The sequence below is a fragment of the Chromobacterium sp. W521 genome, assembly GCF_052805975.1.
In genome coordinates this window covers 130,828-145,879 of record NZ_JBRBAF010000004.1, presented here as the reverse complement: position 1 = coordinate 145,879, position 15,052 = coordinate 130,828, and the positions used below count along the sequence as shown (strand labels likewise).

Annotated in this window: 15 protein-coding genes; 12 read left to right on the top strand and 3 right to left on the bottom strand. The window is 61.4% G+C overall.

Translation table 11 applies throughout. The annotated features are described in order from the left end of the window. Positions 1-56: 56 nt before the first annotated feature. Complete coding sequence (locus ACUXV1_RS07200) at positions 57-1,835, bottom strand: M61 family metallopeptidase (protein WP_446014812.1); 1,779 nt, start codon at positions 1,833-1,835, stop codon at positions 57-59. A 470-nt stretch (positions 1,836-2,305) separates the two neighbouring features. On the opposite strand from ACUXV1_RS07200, the gene ccoN reads away from it, so the two are divergent. The 12 genes from ccoN to ACUXV1_RS07140 all read left to right on the top strand — a co-directional run bounded on the left by ccoN (position 2,306) and on the right by ACUXV1_RS07140 (position 13,822). After that, positions 2,306-3,730, top strand: coding sequence for a cytochrome-c oxidase, cbb3-type subunit I (gene ccoN / locus ACUXV1_RS07195; RefSeq protein WP_019102680.1), 1,425 nt, complete (start codon positions 2,306-2,308; stop codon positions 3,728-3,730). Positions 3,731-3,746: 16 nt separating this feature from the next. Then, complete coding sequence (gene ccoO, locus ACUXV1_RS07190) at positions 3,747-4,361, top strand: cytochrome-c oxidase, cbb3-type subunit II (RefSeq protein WP_043632373.1); 615 nt, start codon at positions 3,747-3,749, stop codon at positions 4,359-4,361. A gap of 3 nt (positions 4,362-4,364) precedes the next feature. Beyond that, on the top strand, positions 4,365-4,556 hold the full coding sequence (locus ACUXV1_RS07185; RefSeq protein ID WP_019102682.1) for a cbb3-type cytochrome oxidase subunit 3: 192 nt from the start codon (positions 4,365-4,367) through the stop codon (positions 4,554-4,556). Continuing rightward, the gene (gene ccoP, locus ACUXV1_RS07180; protein ID WP_114152222.1) at positions 4,553-5,470 is read left to right on the top strand and encodes a cytochrome-c oxidase, cbb3-type subunit III; all 918 of its coding nucleotides are present in this window, start codon (positions 4,553-4,555) and stop codon (positions 5,468-5,470) included. The genes ACUXV1_RS07185 and ccoP overlap by 4 nt, the downstream gene beginning before the upstream one ends. Positions 5,471-5,624: 154 nt before the next feature. Beyond that, complete coding sequence (ccoG, locus tag ACUXV1_RS07175) at positions 5,625-7,076, top strand: cytochrome c oxidase accessory protein CcoG (protein ID WP_081554336.1); 1,452 nt, start codon at positions 5,625-5,627, stop codon at positions 7,074-7,076. A 3-nt stretch (positions 7,077-7,079) separates the two neighbouring features. Beyond that, positions 7,080-7,607 (top strand): FixH family protein, encoded by a 528-nt coding sequence (locus ACUXV1_RS07170; RefSeq protein ID WP_019102685.1) that lies wholly within the window; start codon positions 7,080-7,082, stop codon positions 7,605-7,607. Further along, positions 7,607-8,026 (top strand): YbaY family lipoprotein, encoded by a 420-nt coding sequence (locus ACUXV1_RS07165; protein ID WP_019102686.1) that lies wholly within the window; start codon positions 7,607-7,609, stop codon positions 8,024-8,026. The genes ACUXV1_RS07170 and ACUXV1_RS07165 overlap by 1 nt, the downstream gene beginning before the upstream one ends. A 436-nt stretch (positions 8,027-8,462) precedes the next feature. Further along, on the top strand, positions 8,463-9,839 hold the full coding sequence (locus tag ACUXV1_RS07160) for a peptide MFS transporter (RefSeq protein WP_019102795.1): 1,377 nt from the start codon (positions 8,463-8,465) through the stop codon (positions 9,837-9,839). Positions 9,840-10,016: 177 nt separating this feature from the next. Beyond that, positions 10,017-11,528, top strand: coding sequence for an ArnT family glycosyltransferase (locus ACUXV1_RS07155; protein ID WP_446014810.1), 1,512 nt, complete (start codon positions 10,017-10,019; stop codon positions 11,526-11,528). Position 11,529: 1 nt separating this feature from the next. After that, a complete protein-coding gene (locus ACUXV1_RS07150) occupies positions 11,530-12,543 on the top strand; it encodes a glycosyltransferase family 2 protein (RefSeq protein ID WP_114152219.1) in 1,014 nt (337 codons plus the stop codon). Then, entirely contained in the window at positions 12,540-12,947 is a 408-nt protein-coding gene (locus ACUXV1_RS07145) for a GtrA family protein (RefSeq protein WP_043632356.1), read from the top strand. Before ACUXV1_RS07150 ends, ACUXV1_RS07145 begins: the two co-directional genes overlap by 4 nt. A 53-nt stretch (positions 12,948-13,000) precedes the next feature. Then, complete coding sequence (locus ACUXV1_RS07140) at positions 13,001-13,822, top strand: ChbG/HpnK family deacetylase (RefSeq protein WP_203389574.1); 822 nt, start codon at positions 13,001-13,003, stop codon at positions 13,820-13,822. 18 nt (positions 13,823-13,840) lie between these two features. Here the strand turns inward: ACUXV1_RS07140 and ACUXV1_RS07135 are convergent, their stop codons facing one another. Together ACUXV1_RS07135 and ACUXV1_RS07130 are read right to left on the bottom strand one after the other, a co-directional pair. Next, positions 13,841-14,527, bottom strand: coding sequence for a TIGR01621 family pseudouridine synthase (locus tag ACUXV1_RS07135; RefSeq protein ID WP_446014809.1), 687 nt, complete (start codon positions 14,525-14,527; stop codon positions 13,841-13,843). After that, the gene (locus tag ACUXV1_RS07130) at positions 14,520-15,026 is read right to left on the bottom strand and encodes an acyl-CoA thioesterase (RefSeq protein WP_019103425.1); all 507 of its coding nucleotides are present in this window, start codon (positions 15,024-15,026) and stop codon (positions 14,520-14,522) included. The genes ACUXV1_RS07135 and ACUXV1_RS07130 overlap by 8 nt, the downstream gene beginning before the upstream one ends. Positions 15,027-15,052 lie beyond the last annotated feature (26 nt).

Genomic DNA, 15,052 nt, shown 5'->3' with positions numbered 1-15,052 from the left:
CGCCGGTCTTGGCTGGAGGGGAACGGCGCCTGGGAACGGCGCCGTCCCGATGAATGTTAGCGGCGCAGCCACCGGGCGCCGTCGTCCTGCAACAGCAACCGACAGGCGTCGGCAGGCGCGGCTTGCAGCTCCACTTGCGCGCTGATCAGTTCGTCGCGGCGGAACCAATGCAGTTTAAGCTTATCGCCCGGCTGATAACGCGCCAGCGCCTTGTCCAGATCCACCGCTTTGAGCTTGTCTATCGCCACGATCACGTCGCCCCCGGACAGGCCGGCGCGCTGCGCCACCCCGCCGTCGTAGACGTTGATCACGCGCACGCCCTGGGCCTCGGCCACCGCCTTGACGCCCAGGCTGGCCGGAGCCGGCTTGCCGTTCAACACCAGGCCGCCGCGATCGCCGGCGTTGGCGGCCGGCTCAAAGCGCAGTTCCACGCCCTGGGTAGCCAGCAGCTGGGCCAGCGGCAAGGGCTCGACGCCGCGCAATGCTTGATCGAAGAAGGCTTTGAGATCCAGGCCGGTAACGGCCTGCGCCTGTTTTTCCCACTCGTCCTCGGCCAAACCCTTGCCGTCGTCCAGCCACTTGCGCCACAGCGCCCGCATCACATCGTCCAGCGACTGACGGCCCTGGCTGTCGCGGCGTATGGTCAAGTCCAGCGCCAACGCGGCCAGCGCGCCCTTGGTGTAATAGCTGACGATGCTGTTGGGGCTGTTTTCGTCTTGCCGGTAATACTTGGTCCAGGCTTCGAAACTGGATTGCTCCAAGGTCTGCTTCAGGCGGCCGGCGCCGCGCTCCACGCCGCTGATGGTCTCCGCCAGCAGGCCCAGATAGCGCTTTTCATCGATCAGACCGCAGCGCACCAGGCTCAGGTCGTCGTAATAGGAAGTGATGCCCTCAAAGGCCCACAACAAACGGGTGTAGCCCTCCTGGTTCAGATCATAGGGCGTGAACGCCGCCGGCTTCATCCGCTTGACGTTCCAACTATGGAAGTATTCGTGGCTGATCAGACCCAACAGTTTCAGATAGCCGTCGCCGATCTCCTCAACGCCCTGTTGCGGCAAATCGTCGCGATTGGCCACCAGCGCGGTGGAAGCGCGATGCTCCAGACCGCCGTAGATGTCTTTGCCGACGAAAAGCATGAACACATAGCGTTCGAACGGAGCCGGCTCGCCAAACAATTTGATCTGGTATTCGCAAATTTTCTTGGTGTCGCGCGCCAAGCGCTTGAGGTCGGCGCGGAAACGACCGGAGACAACGAATTCGTGCGGTACGCCGCAGGCTTTGAAGCTGACTCGCTCGAAGGCGCCCAACTCCACAGGATGGTCGATCAACTCGTCGTAGGAAGCCGCCTGATAGCCGCCGAAGCCGGTTTTCTTGTCCGCGCCGCGCGCCGGCAGACTGGTCGCCACTTTCCAATCGGCGTAGGCCTTGCCTTCCGGCGGCAGGATCTCCACCGCGCAGGCCTCGTTTTCATAGCCGTCCACCGCCAGGAAAACGCTGCTGCCGTTATAGAAGCCGCGCTCCGCGTCCAGATACGCTCCGCGCACGGACAGATCAAACGCATAAACTTTATAGCGCAGAACCAGCACGCCCTTGACCGACGCGGCTTGCCAGCTGTTTTTTGTCAACTGGACCAGCTGCACCGCTTTTCCCGCGGATTCCGCGCGAATTTCCACAATATGCCTGGAGAACTCCCGGATCATGTAACTACCGGGAATCCAAGCCGGCAAGGAGAAAATCTGGCCGTTCTTTGCGGGTTTGGAAACGGTCAGGACGACCTCGAAAAGATGCGCCTCAGGGGCGCGGGGACATAGGGTGTAGCGGACGGAAACGGTCATGATCTGCCTGCAATCGTTGCAAAACCTTCTGATTTTAGCACTTGCCGCGGGTAAACGCTGCGTTTTATGACATCTTGATCCAGGTCAAGAAGGCTGGGCCGCCAGACAATACAATCTCGCCAGTAGCAACAGTATTTGCAAGAACTGTCACGCTCGCTTGAGACATAAATAAAGACAAATGGGAAAGCGACATCCCCGGCCGTCCAAACTGGCCCGATATGGGTAATTGATTTAGAATGCCGGGTTAACTAAATGGGGAAATTGCGCTGTCGCAATACGGGATGAACTGCTAATACAGACATCAGTACCGCTGCGATCTGGGTCAAGCGCTTGATTTTAATAAAAGTCGTTTTCCCTACGGCTTCGTCTGGATACAGTCACATCAGTACAGATTGGGACAGTCGCCCGGACTTCAAGCCGTCGATTAGATATGTCACGTTCTGAGTTAGCAACCTTGGAGAAAACCCTAAATGGAAACGCAATCCACTTATAACTATAAGGTGGTGCGCCAATTTGCCATCATGACCGTCGTGTGGGGCATTGTCGGCATGTTGGTGGGCGTCATCATTGCGGCCCAACTGGTCTGGCCCGATTTGAACTTCGGCCCCTGGTTCCACTTCGGCCGCCTGCGCCCGCTGCACACCAATGCGGTCATCTTCGCCTTCGGCGGCTGCGGTTTGTTCGCCACTTCCTACTACGTAGTGCAGCGTACCTGTAACGTCCGGCTGATCTCCGACAAGCTCGCCGCCTTCACCTTCTGGGGCTGGCAGCTGGTGATCGTGCTGGCCGCCATCACCTTGCCGCTGGGCCTGACCACCAGCAAGGAGTACGCCGAGCTGGAATGGCCGATCAAGCTCCTGATCGCGGTGATCTGGGTTGTTTACGCCATTGTTTTCTTCGGCACCATCGCCATCCGCAAGGTCAAGCACATCTACGTGGCCAACTGGTTCTACGGCGCCTTCATCCTGGCCGTGGCCCTGCTGCACATCGTCAACTCCGCCTTCGTGCCGGTGTCGCTGTGGAAATCCTACTCCGCCTACTCCGGCGCCGTGGACGCCATGGTGCAATGGTGGTACGGCCATAACGCCGTGGGCTTCTTCCTGACCGCCGCCTTCCTGGGCATGATGTACTACTTCATCCCGAAACAGGCTGGCCGTCCGGTTTACTCCTACCGCCTGTCCGTAGTGCACTTCTGGGCGCTGATCTTCACCTATATGTGGGCCGGCCCTCACCACCTGCACTACACCAGCCTGCCGGACTGGACCCAATCCGTAGGCATGGTGTTCTCCCTGGTGCTGCTGGCTCCGAGCTGGGGCGGCATGATCAACGGCATCATGACCCTGTCGGGCGCTTGGCATAAGCTGCGCACCGACCCGGTGCTGAAATTCCTGGTGGTATCGCTGTCCTTCTACGGCATGTCCACCTTCGAAGGCCCGATGATGTCGATCAAGACCGTCAACGCCTTGTCTCACTACACCGACTGGACCATCGGCCACGTGCACTCCGGCGCGCTGGGCTGGGTGGGCTTCATCACCATCGGTTCCATGTACTACCTGATTCCCCGCCTGTTCGGCCGCGAATCCATGTTCAGCCTGAAGCTGGTTGAAGCCCATTTCTGGCTCGCCACCGTCGGCGTGGTGCTGTACATCGCCGCATTGTGGATCTCCGGCGTGACCCAGGGCCTGATGTGGCGCGCGCTGAACCCGGACGGCACCCTGACCTACGCTTTCGTTGAGGCGGTCAAAGCCACCTATCCGTACCACTTCGTGCGTCTGCTTGGCGGCTTCCTGTACCTGCTCGGCATGTTCCTGATGGCCTACAACACCTTCCGCACCGTAACCGCGGGCCGTGCCGTAGACGCCAAGATTCCGGCCATCACCGCCCACGCTCATTGAGGCGCAAGGAAACATCATGGATAAGATACAAAAACTGATCGAAGAACACGTCGGCTATCTGATCGTGTTCACCCTGCTGGTCGTCAGCGTGGCCGGCCTGGTGGAAATCCTGCCGCTGGCCTTCCAGAAATCGACCACTCAGCCGGTGGCCGGCGTCAAGCCCTACACCGCCGTGCAGCTGGCTGGCCGCGACATCTACATCCGCGAAGGCTGCCACACCTGCCACACGCAGATGATCCGTCCGTTCCGCGCTGAAACCGAACGCTACGGCCATTACTCCGTGGCCGGCGAATCGGTTTACGACCACCCCTTCCTGTGGGGCTCCAAGCGCACCGGGCCGGACCTGGCCCGCGTAGGCGGCCGCTATTCCGACGAATGGCATCGCGTGCACCTGGTCAACCCGCGCGACGTGGTGCCTGAGTCCAATATGCCTGCCTTCCCGTGGCTGGCCAAGAATCTGGCCGACGCCGACAGCGTGCCGACCAAGATGAAGGCGCTGCGCCTGGTTGGCGTCCCATACACCGACAAAGACATCACCGAAGCCAAGGCTCAGGTGGAGGGCAAGTCGGAAATGGACGTGCTGGTCGCTTACCTGCAAGGCCTGGGCCTTGCCTTGAAGAACGTTCGTTAAGCCATGGACTGGGTAACCATCGGACGCTCGCTGTTCACGGTAGTGTGCTTTGCATTCTTCATCGTGGTGCTGGGCATCGCCTACAGCAAGCGCTCCAAGAACCGGTATGAGGACGCGGCCAACCTGCCCTTCCTCGACGACGACAAGGTGCAGGAAGCGGAACAAGACCAAGCTTCCAACGGAGCAAAAAAATGAGTGATTTCGTGAGCGAATTCTGGAACATCTGGATCACCGCGATCGTGCTGGGCGGCCTCGTATGGCTGACCTATCTGGTGTTTTCACAATCCAAGATCAAGGTGCAAAAGGGCGAACAGGTTGAGATCACCGGCCACGTGTGGGACGGCGACCTTTCCGAATACAACCACCCGCTGCCGCGCTGGTGGATGTTGATGTTCTACGTGACCCTGGCCTTCGCCGTGGTCTACCTGATTCTGTACCCTGGCCTGGGCACCTGGAAAGGCGTGTTTGGCTGGACTTCGGTAGACCAGTACAAGAAGGAGCGCGCGCAGGCGGAAGCCAAGTATCAGCCGCTGTACGACCAGTTCCTGAAACAGGACGTCAAGGCCGTAGCCGCCGATCCCAAAGCTCAGGAAATGGGCAAGCGCCTGTTCCAGACCTACTGCGTGCAGTGCCACGGCTCCGACGCCCGCGGCGCCAAGGGCTTCCCCAACCTGACCGACAGCAAGTGGCTGTGGGGCGGCGACGTCAAGGACATCCACGCCACCATCTCCGAAGGCCGCCACGGCCAGATGCCGGCCTGGGGCGCGGCGTTCGGCGAGGAAAAGGTCAAGGACGTCGCCAACTACGTGCTGTCGCTGTCCAAACGCAAGCATGACGCTGAACGCGCGGCTCGCGGCAAGGAAACCTTCGCCACGGTCTGTGTCGCCTGCCATGGCCCGGACGGCAAGGGCAACCAGCAGTTGGGCGCGCCCAACCTGACCGACAACAACTGGTTGTACGGCGGCAGCGAGAAAACCATCATCGAAACCATCACCAACGGCCGCAACAACCAGATGCCGGCCTGGAAAGACTTCCTGGGTGAAGGCAAAGTACACCTGTTGACCGCTTACGTCTGGGGCTTGTCCAACAACCCCAAAGCGCCGCAATAAACCGGTACTGATCTACTGCCCGCTCATGCGGGCAGTATTCTTTCGCGAGGATGTTATATGATTTCATATAACATCTCCGCTCCGATGCAGCCGCGCATTTCGCCAAGCCCATACCCCCATGGCCTTGGCCAAATCCGCAGAGAAGGAAACGCCCATGTCCGATTCGCTCAAGGAAATCCCGATCAAGGTAGAACCGCCGCGCCAAGCCGGCTCGCAGCCCGAGGCCACCGAGACCGTTTCTCTGTACGAGTCGCAAACCAAGATTTATCCGCGTGCCGTCAAAGGCCTGTTCAACAATCTGCGCGTGCTCTTCGTCGTCGGCACCCAGTTGGTTTTCCTGGGCTTGCCCTGGCTGAACTGGAACGGACGCCAGGCGCTGCATTTCGATCTGATCGAACGCAAGTTCTATCTGTTCGGCCTCACCATCTGGCCGCAGGACTTCGTCTATCTGGCCGCGCTGCTGATGTGCTGCGCCTTCGGCCTGTTCACTTGGACCACCATCGCCGGCCGGCTCTGGTGCGGCTACTCCTGTCCGCAGACGGTTTACACCGAAATCATGCTGTGGATAGAACAATGGGTGGAGGGCGACCGCGGCAAGCGCATCAAGCTGGACAAGGCGCCGATGAGCGCGCGCAAGTTCCGCCTCAAATTCACCAAGCACAGCCTGATGATCCTGTTCTCGCTGTGGACCGGCTTCACGCTGGTGGGCTACTTCACGCCGATCCGCGACCTGGTCGCCGCCGCGCCCCGCTTCGACTACGGGCCGTGGGAAACCTTCTGGATGTTCTTCTACGCCGGCTTCACCTATCTGCTGGCCGGCTTCATGCGCGAACAGGTCTGCAAATACATGTGCCCGTACGCGCGCTTCCAGAGCGTGATGTTCGACGCCGACACCCTGATCATTTCCTATGACGAGAAACGGGGCGAGCCGCGCGGGGCGCGCAAGAAAGGCAGCGATCCCAAGGAGCAAGGGCTGGGCGCCTGCATCAACTGCAGCATCTGCGTTCAAGTCTGTCCGGTGGGTATCGACATCCGCAACGGTCTGCAATACGAGTGCATCGGCTGCGCCGCCTGCATCGACGCCTGCGACGAAGTGATGGACAAAATGGCCTATCCGCGCGGCCTGATTCGCTACACCACGGAAAATGCGCTGGAAGGCAAATACCCTGAGAAAGCCATCGCCTCCCGGCTCAAGCGTCCTCGCGTGATACTGTATACGCTGGTGCTCGCCATCGTCATCGCCACCGCCATCGGCTCCATGTGGATGCGCAAGCCGTTCAAAGTGGATGTGATCCGCGATCGCGCCTCGCTGGTGCGTGAAACCGATGCCGGCTGGCTGGAAAACACCTATATCATTAAAATTATCAATACTACGGAACAGAATCAGCATTTCAGGATCACAGCATCGGGCTTGCCCGGCCTGAAAGTGCAGGCCGACCGCGGCGATATCGCCGTTGCCGCCACCGGCAACACCGACGTCACCGTCCACGTGCAGGCCGACCCGCAGTACGCGACCAAAGGCAGCCATGAAATCCGCTTCCTGATCCAGTCCATCAACCACCCTTCCCTGCAAGTGGAAGAGAAGTCCAGCTTCATCGGAGAGTAATACATGCAGCATACCGCCCCCGCTCCGCGCCCCTGGTACCGCGAACCCTGGCCCTGGATTCTGTTCGGCCTGCCGCTGGTGTCCGTCATCGTCGGCGTGATGTTCCTCGCCACCGCGATCCGCACCGACGACGGCCTGGTCACCGACGACTACTACAAGAAGGGCAAGGCCATCAATATGGAACTGCGCCGCGACAAGCAAGCCTTCAATATGGGCTTGAGCGCGCAGCTGATGGTGGGCACGGACCAGCGCACGCTGCGGCTGATCACCACCAGCAAGGTGCCGCTGCCCGCCGTCATCACCATGCGCATGGTTCACCCGGCGCAGGACGACTTCGACCAACAGGTGGAAATGCGCCAGGCCGGTCCCAACCTCTACCAGGCCGTGCTGCCGGCGGTGCCGGTCAAGGCCAATCATTGGTACATCCTGCTGGAAGACCAGGCCAAGCAATGGCGGCTGCAGGGCGAATGGAAACCCGCCGAAGGCCAGACCGTCTCCCTCGGCCATCAAAACCTGGAGCCGGCGGACTGATGATGAAGCGACTGACCCGCTCCCTATGCGCATTGGCTCTAGGCCTGGCCTTGAGCGCAGCCCACGCCGGCGGTTTCGTGCCAGCCTATCTGACCGGCAATATCGCGCCTCAACAGAGCGCCACGCTGTCCCAGGCCAAGGACGTGCTCGTCAAAGTGCGCCTATTGGATCAAAGCCGCCAAGACGCGCCGCCCCAACTGCTGGCGGAGCAGATCCTGGAAAAACCACGCAGCATTCCGGCGGACTTCTCCCTGTGTTACGACAAGCAGGCGATCAAACCCGATGGTCGCTATGTGGTGGAAGGCCAGATCTTTGTGAACGGCGAACTACGCTACAACAGTAGCCGCCAGACCGAGGTGCTGCGCGCCGGCGCCGACGAACATCCGCAACTGAGGCTGGACACCGTCGGCGGCAACTAAGCCGTCCGCCTCCCGGCCCTGCCTCTGGCAGGGCTTTTTCTTTGCCCCTCCTCCACCGCCCAGATGAGTGTTGCTGTTTTGCCTCAGAGTCGGCAAATCGAAACACAACCCGTTCCTCACGCCTCCATCCAGCTGCAAATACGCATAAACCCCTCTCCCAACGGGATTTTCGACAATAGCCCAAATACGAACCCTTACTGCATTCATGTCATTTTACTTACAAATAAATATGACAAATGAGGGCAGTTATTGACGCATTTACTCTATTAATTACGATTGTATGGCAGTAAAGATTAAAAAATTTTCACATACAAACATTTCCTAGTTATTATCAAAAATTGCCTACAAAATCCAAGGCAATTAAAAAATACAACAACACCTCACTCGACCTTGCTCGTTCAAGTGGTGTCACTCAAGTCACACAAGGAAATAATCTATGTCGACCACTTCGCATCCCAAAGGGCTCTACCTGCTTTTTGTGACCGAAATGTGGGAGCGCTTCAGCTATTACGGCATGCGCGCCATTTTCGTGCTGTTCATGATCAAGGCCCTGATGTTCGACAAGGCTCACGCCGCCGACATCTACGGCACTTATACCGGCCTGGTCTATCTGACTCCGCTGATAGGCGGCTATATCGCCGACCGCTACTGGGGCAACCGCCGTTCCATCCTGGTGGGCGGCGTATTGATGGCCATCGGCCAGTTCATGCTGTTCTTCTCCGGCTCTTTGCACGACAGCAATGTGCAAAGCGCCGCCTGGCTGCTGTACGGCGGCCTGGGCATGCTGATCGCCGGCAACGGCCTGTTCAAGCCGAATATTTCCTCGATGGTGGGCCAGCTCTATCCTGAGGGCGACAAACGCGTCGACTCCGCCTTCACCATCTTCTACATGGGCATCAACGCGGGCTCGCTGATCGCGCCCTTGGTGTGCGGCACCCTGGGCGACACCGGCCACCCCGCCGACTTCAAGTGGGGCTTCATGGCCGCCGGTTTCGGCATGCTGCTGAGCCTGGTGATCTTCTCGCTGTTCAAGAACAAATATCTGGTGACCCCGCAAGGCAAGCCCATCGGCATGGCGCCCAAGCGTCACCACGACAGCGGCGAGAAAGTCGTACACGCCCCGCTGACCCGCGTGGAGAAGGAGCGCCTGGCGGTGATCCTGCTTGTGTCCGCCTTCGTGATCTTCTTCTGGTCCGCCTTTGAGCAGGCAGGCGCCTCGCTGACCTTCTTCGCCGAAGAACAGACCAATCGCAATGTGCTCGGCTTCACCGTGCCGGCCTCCTACTTCCAGTCGATCAACCCGATCTCGGTCGTGATTTTCGCGCCCATCTTCGCCCTCATCTGGACCAAGCTGGGCCAGAACAACCGCGAGCCGAACTCGCCGGTTAAAATGGCGCTGGGCCTGTTCTTCCTTGCGCTGGGCTACTTGGTGATCGCCTTCGGCGTCGAAGGCCTGGAGCCGGGCGTCAAGGTCAGCATGCTGTGGCTGGTCAGCCTGTACGTGCTGCACACCTTCGGCGAGTTGTGCCTGTCCCCCATCGGCCTCTCGCTGGTGGTGAAACTCTCCCCGGCCCGCTTCACCGGCCTGATGATGGGCATCTGGTTCCTGTCCAACGCCGCGGCCAACAAGTTCGCCGGCACCTTGTCGGAGCTGTACCCGGATCCAAGCAAGCCGGTGCCGCACTTCCTCGGCTACGCCATCAACAATCTGCATGATTTCTTCATGCTGTTCGTGGCCATGGCCGGCGTCAGCTCGCTGGTGCTGTTCGCACTGTCGTACAAACTGAAGAAAATGATGCACGGCCTGCAATAAGCGCCGCGCGGCCCCGCAAGCCGGGGCACCAGCAAGATCCCAAAGCCGGCCTCCGCCGGCTTTTCGCTTATTCCGCCATCCACACAGGAGCGGGAAAAGGCTTTATCATACGGAGCTTCCGGCTCCTGACTCATACTCGCCGCCGCGCCCACGCGCGCCGACGGCACCGCATCCCGAATGAAACTATCGACCCTTCCCCGCTGGCAGCAATGTGGCATCGCCGTCTTGCTGCTGTTGCTGCTGCTCCGTCTCATCGGCCTGTGGACGATTCCGCTGACCGACACCACCGAGGCGCGCTACGGCGAGATCGCCCGCAAGATGCTGGAAACCGGCAACTGGGTAACACTGTGGCACGATTACGGCATCCCCTTCTGGGCCAAGCCGCCGCTTTCCAGCTGGCTGTCCGCCGCCGGCATGGCGCTGTTCGGCGTCAATGAAGCCGCGGCGCGGCTGCCTTCGCTGCTGTTGGCCATCGCCACCCTGGGACTCTGCGCTCACCTGATGCTGCGCCGCAGCGGCCGCGAAGCCGCCATGGCCGCCGCGCTGATCCTGGCCAGCAGCCTGCTCTTCCTCGGCGCCGCCGGCACGGTGATGACAGATCCGGCGCTGTTGTTCTGTGTAACGCTGAGCCAGGCCGCCTTCTGGCACGCTCTTGCACGGGGCAGCCGTGGCTGGGGCTATGTGTTCTTCGCCGGCCTGGGGCTGGGCTTGCTGGCCAAGGGGCCGCTGGCGGTAGTGCTGGTGGGCATGCCCATCTTCTTCTGGGTATTGCTGCGCAATCAGTGGCTGGCGCTGTGGCGCAAGCTGCCATGGATCCGCGGCACTCTGCTGATGTTCGCCATCGCCGCGCCTTGGTATGCGCTGGCGGAGCTGCGCACGCCTGGCTTCCTGGATTACTTCATCATGGGCGAGCATGTCAGCCGCTTCCTGGACTCCGGCTGGAAGGGCGACAAATACGGCTTCGCCCACGCCACCCCGCGCGGGATGATCTGGCTGTACACACTGGGGGCCATTTTCCCCTGGTCCGTCGCCATGCTGGCCTGGCTGGCGCGCCACGGCGCCAAGCTGCCTCGCCTTCGCCGCGACGACGACGGCTGGCTGCTCTATCTGGCCTTGTGGACACTGATGACGCTGCTGTTCTTCAGCCTGTCCGGCAACATCATCTTCCCCTACTCGCTGCCCATGCTGCCCGGCTGCGCGCTGCTGTTCGCCGAGCTGTGGCACCGCGCGCGCGGCGGCGACGCCAAGCGCAGCGCGCGCGGCGGCGACGCCAAGCGCAGCGCGCTGCCCGGGATAGCCGCGATCGGCGCACTGTTGATGCTGGCGCTGCTGGCCTTCAACCACTACGACGGCAACCGCTACCTGCGCACTCAAAAACAGGTGGTCGCGGCCTGGCAGGCACAACAGCCCAGCGCGGACAGCGCCCTGATTTATTGGAGTGGCCGCCGTGAATTTTCCGCGGAGTTCTACTCCCACGGCCGCGCGCGCACCACGCAGGACCCTCAGCAACTGCGCGCTTGGCTGGCCGGCAAGGCCGGCAGCTTCATCGTCTGCGATGTCAACGATCTCGAACGGCTGCCCGCCGACGTTCGCGCTCGTTTCACCGAGCGCGCCCGCTTCAACATCATGAGCGACACCATGCTGCTGCTGGCCGATACCGCGCCGGCGGCCCCGACCGAGGCCCATTAATATGAGCAACGCCTTCGTCCCGCCTTATCTGCTTGGCCTGCGCGCCAAAGAGCGCCCGGCCGATCCGCTGGTCAGCTGCGTGGTGCCCGCCTACAACGAATCCGCCAACATCGTGCCGATGCTGCAGACCCTGCATCAGTTGCTGAACGACGCCGGCTACCGCCACGAACTGGTGGTGGTGGACGACGGCAGCCGCGACGACACCGTGGAGCAGGTACTGACCCACGCCGCGGAACTGCCGGTGACGCTGATCCAGCTGTCCCGCAACTTCGGCAAGGAGATCGCGCTCACCGCCGGCGTCGACCATGTACAAGGCGACGTCGCCGTGCTGATCGACAGCGACTTCCAGCACCCGCCGGAGATGGTGCCGGTGTTTCTGGAGGAATGGCGCAAAGGCTACGACATGGTCTACAGCGTGCGCAGCAGCCGCGAAGACGAGCCGCTGGCCAAACGCCTGTTCACCCACGCCTTTTACCGCCTGGCCAACAGCGGCAGCCGCCATAAAATGCCGGCCGACACCCAAGACTTCCGCGTGCTGGACCGCTGCGTGGTGGAGGCCTTGCGCCAGATGCCGGAGCGCAACCGCTTCATGAAGGGTTTGTATCATTGGGTGGGCTTCACCCAACGTCCGATGCCGACTCAGACCCGGGAGCGCCGCGCCGGCCAAAGCAGCTTCAACTACCGCCGGCTGCTGGACTTGGGCATCACCGGCCTGACCGCCTTCTCCAATATGCCGCTGCGCATTTGGACCGTGATTGGCTGCCTGATTTCGCTATGCTCCATCGCTTACGCGGCCTGGGAACTGATTCATACCCTGCTGTTCGGCAATCCGGTCAGCGGCTGGCCAACCTTGGCGGTGGCCATCAGCTTCCTCGGCGGCGTGCAGCTGCTGTCCATCGGCATCCTCGGCGAATACGTCGGCCGCATTTTCGACGAGGTCAAACAACGCCCCACCTATCTGGTCAGCCGCATCAGCGGCCAGGGTGCGAGGGATGCGGGGAACTCCGCCGAATGAGCCGCGAATTGTTCTGGTTCGGCGTGGTCGGCGTTTCCGCCATGCTGGTGCACTTCGCCATGGTGGCTTGGGTGCTGGTGCCGCTCGGCATGGCGCCGCTGCTAGCCAATGTGCTGGGCTTCCTGATCGCTTTCCAGGTCAGCTACTGGGGTCACCGGCAGCAGACCTTCCAGGCTCGGCATATCCCCCATCGCCAGGCCTTGCCGCGCTTCTTCGGCGTTGCCTGCCTGAGCTTCATCGTCAACGAGGCGATGTACGGCCTGCTGCTGCGCTTCACGCCGCTGAATTATCGCGCCGCGCTTTTGCTGGTGCTGATCGTCGTGGCGGCGCTGACCTTCGCGCTCAGCAAGTTGTGGGCCTTCCGCGGCGCGGAGCCGATACAAAAACCACACATAAACCCTTAATTTCCAGCACAAACGGATATAAAACTTTATCCGCTTGCCCCGGTCACACCCCCATGACAAAACGACTGACACTCTGCGCCGACGACTTCGCACAGTCCGACGCCATCAGCGCCGGCATTCTGGAGCTGCTGGCCGCCGGCCGCCTGTCCGCCACCAGCGTGATGAGCCAGGCGCCCAGCTGGGCCAGCCACGCCTCCGATCTCAAAGCCTTCGACGGCAAAGCCGACATCGGCCTGCATTTCAACCTGAGCCATCCCTTTGGCGATCAGGCCCGTCCCTTATCGCACTGGCTGATGAAGAGCCAGTTGCGCCAGCTGTCGCGCCCAACGCTGCGCGATGCCGCCGCCATGCAAATCGATCTGTTCTGCCAACATTACGGCCGGCTGCCGGACTTCATCGACGGCCACCAGCATGTGCACGCGCTGCCGGTGGTTCGCGACGCCTTGTTTGAAGCCATTGTCCAACGCTGGCAGGGCCAGGCGCTGCCCTATTTGCGCGCGCCGGATCGTCTTGGCCACCCCGGCGACAACCGGCTCAAGGCGCTGGTGCTTCGCAGCGTCAGCACCGGTTTCGACGACGGCGCTCGCGAGCAGGGCTTCAGCACCACGCCTTGGTTTGGCGGCATGTACTCGCTGACGCCGCAAGCGGACTTCGCCGGGCTGATGCAGCAGTGGCTGGCTCGCAGCCCCGACCGGGGCCTGATCATGTGCCATCCCGGCCACTTGGCCGTGGATAAAGACGACCCGATTGCCGCGACGCGGGACAAGGAATTCCGCTTCCTCGCCAGCCAGGCCTTCGCCGATCTCTGCGGCCAGTACGGCGTGGAGTTGGCCCGTTTCGACAAGGCCGCTCCCACCACTACGCTGGCGGCCTGAGCAGGCCGCGGCCGGCCCTCACACTGCCGGCCAGTTCAAATCCCAGGGGGCGCCCAAGCCTTGCAACACCGCACCGCAGGCATCGGACAGGAAGGCTTCGCCCTGGCTCGGCGGACAGACAAAGCTGAATTGCTCTCCCTCCAGTTCGAAGCGCAAGGCGTAGGCGTGTAGATAACCCCTGTCCGCCGGCGCGCCGCCGTAGAGCAGATCGCCCAGGATAGGCGCCGATTGCGATTTCAAAGCCACTCTCAACTGATGGGTCTTGCCGCTGCGCGGCCGCAACAGGAATAAGCGCAGACCCGGCTGCAACGAATAGCTGAAGAACTGCGTCACCGCCGGGTTTTCCTGACTGCTCAGCAAACGCCAGGCGCCTCCGCGCCCCTTGCCCATGTCCCCCGCCACCTTGCCCTGTTTCTTGCTCGGCTTGCGGTCAGACAGCGCCAGATAATATTTCTCGATCTCTCTCCCGGCGAAGGCTTGGCCCAGCCGCGCCGCCGTCTCTGCCGAACGCGCCACCAGGATCAAGCCGGAAGTGATGCGGTCCAAGCGGTGCACCGGCCACAAAGCCTCGTCGCCCAGGCCGGCGCGCAAGGCCTCCATCAAGCCGGCCTCCTCGCCGTCTCGGTGAAAGCTGACGCCGGGCGCCTTGTCCACCAGGTAGAAGCGCGGCTCCGTGTGCAAGAGGGTGAAAGCCGCCTCAGGCATCGGCCCCGTCCTGGCTGGAGGCTTGGCGCATGCGCTGCTCGGTTTCCATCCGCATCTTCTTGCGGATTTCCGCATCGCGGAAACGGTGCTGCTGCTCCGCCGTTTCCAACGACAGCGGCGGCACCGGCACCGCTTTGCCGTTTTCAAACGCCACCATGGTGAAGTAGCAGCTATTGGTGTGGCGCACCGTGCGCTTCTGAATGTCTTCCGCCACCACCTTGATACCCACCTCCATCGAGGTGCGCCCCACGTGATTGACGCTGGCGAGAAAGGTCACCAGTTCGCCAACGTGAATGGCCTGCTTGAACAGCACCTGATCCACGGACAGCGTCACCACGTAACAGCCGGCGTAACGGCTGGCGCAGGCGTAAGCCACTTGGTCCAGCAGCTTCAACAACACTCCGCCGTGAACATTGCCGGAAAAATTGGCCATGTCCGGCGTCATCAACACCGACATCACCAGCTCGCGCTGACTCGCCTGCTCCACTTGCTGCGCCATGTTTCGCTCCCAAAAAATCCGAAACC

Bases quoted from the DNA above. Each gene is read 5' to 3' on its own strand.
- ACUXV1_RS07165 (WP_019102686.1), top strand. From the start codon at position 7,607: ATGATGAAGCGACTGACCCGCTCCCTATGCGCATTGGCTCTAGGCCTG.
- ACUXV1_RS07135 (WP_446014809.1), bottom strand. From the start codon at position 14,527: ATGCCTGAGGCGGCTTTCACCCTCTTGCACACGGAGCCGCGCTTCTAC.
- ACUXV1_RS07155 (WP_446014810.1), top strand. From the start codon at position 10,017: ATGAAACTATCGACCCTTCCCCGCTGGCAGCAATGTGGCATCGCCGTC.
- ACUXV1_RS07130 (WP_019103425.1), bottom strand. From the start codon at position 15,026: ATGGCGCAGCAAGTGGAGCAGGCGAGTCAGCGCGAGCTGGTGATGTCG.
- ACUXV1_RS07160 (WP_019102795.1), top strand. From the start codon at position 8,463: ATGTCGACCACTTCGCATCCCAAAGGGCTCTACCTGCTTTTTGTGACC.
- ACUXV1_RS07145 (WP_043632356.1), top strand. From the start codon at position 12,540: ATGAGCCGCGAATTGTTCTGGTTCGGCGTGGTCGGCGTTTCCGCCATG.
- ACUXV1_RS07170 (WP_019102685.1), top strand. From the start codon at position 7,080: ATGCAGCATACCGCCCCCGCTCCGCGCCCCTGGTACCGCGAACCCTGG.
- ACUXV1_RS07185 (WP_019102682.1), top strand. From the start codon at position 4,365: ATGGACTGGGTAACCATCGGACGCTCGCTGTTCACGGTAGTGTGCTTT.
- ACUXV1_RS07200 (WP_446014812.1), bottom strand. From the start codon at position 1,835: ATGACCGTTTCCGTCCGCTACACCCTATGTCCCCGCGCCCCTGAGGCG.
- ACUXV1_RS07150 (WP_114152219.1), top strand. From the start codon at position 11,530: ATGAGCAACGCCTTCGTCCCGCCTTATCTGCTTGGCCTGCGCGCCAAA.
- ccoO (WP_043632373.1), top strand. From the start codon at position 3,747: ATGGATAAGATACAAAAACTGATCGAAGAACACGTCGGCTATCTGATC.
- ccoP (WP_114152222.1), top strand. From the start codon at position 4,553: ATGAGTGATTTCGTGAGCGAATTCTGGAACATCTGGATCACCGCGATC.
- ACUXV1_RS07140 (WP_203389574.1), top strand. From the start codon at position 13,001: ATGACAAAACGACTGACACTCTGCGCCGACGACTTCGCACAGTCCGAC.
- ccoN (WP_019102680.1), top strand. From the start codon at position 2,306: ATGGAAACGCAATCCACTTATAACTATAAGGTGGTGCGCCAATTTGCC.
- ccoG (WP_081554336.1), top strand. From the start codon at position 5,625: ATGTCCGATTCGCTCAAGGAAATCCCGATCAAGGTAGAACCGCCGCGC.